General features: G+C 23.2%; 1 protein-coding gene. It reads left to right on the top strand.

Annotation, left to right across the window (positions count from 1 at the left end; all coding sequences use genetic code 11):
* Positions 1–273 precede the first annotated feature (273 nt).
* Positions 274–525, top strand: a complete 252-nt coding sequence (locus ACY191_RS05545; protein ID WP_000927500.1) for a hypothetical protein — start codon at positions 274–276, stop codon at positions 523–525.
* The last annotated feature ends 40 nt before the right edge of the window (positions 526–565 follow it).

Here is a 565-nt window from a genome sequence, read left to right as displayed (position 1 = left end):
GGCTATATTAACAATATTTCATAAACAATGTCAATAAATAATCGAATGTTTTTTTATTAGCAGTCAATAACGTTCGTGTTTTAGTTATATTCAAAAGAAGAATTGCAACTATATACAAGAAGAAAAGGGAATTAGAATATATATTTCTAGAGATCTATTTTATGTATTTATCGTTTAAATAGCACTTCAGTATGTTTTTAATCAAAATATATACACTCTTGTATTATTATAACGATTTAATTTCTAAGGAGGATAACTGTTAAAGAAAGAACTTTGCTATTATCCTATTTATTTTTCTCTATTGCAGTAATTTCTGTAATTATTAAATATTTATTTATAGCATCTCATTATTTAAAATATATACTTATGATAGAAATAATGTGTCCTATTTTAAGTATTACTTTAGCGACATTAGGAAAATCAGGAACACAAAAAATCATTACTATTATTTTAAAGAGTCTCTACTTCATTCTTTTTTCGTCTGTAGCTTTATTAAATTTACGGATTATAGCATTCGGTAAATAAAAATAAACACAAAAAAACCTAAGTCAAAATAACTTAGGTT

The organism is Staphylococcus sp. TCBT05 (assembly GCF_055179755.1).
The sequence above is the reverse complement of the archived record's forward strand: the minus strand, read 5'-3'. Positions and strand labels throughout refer to the sequence as shown.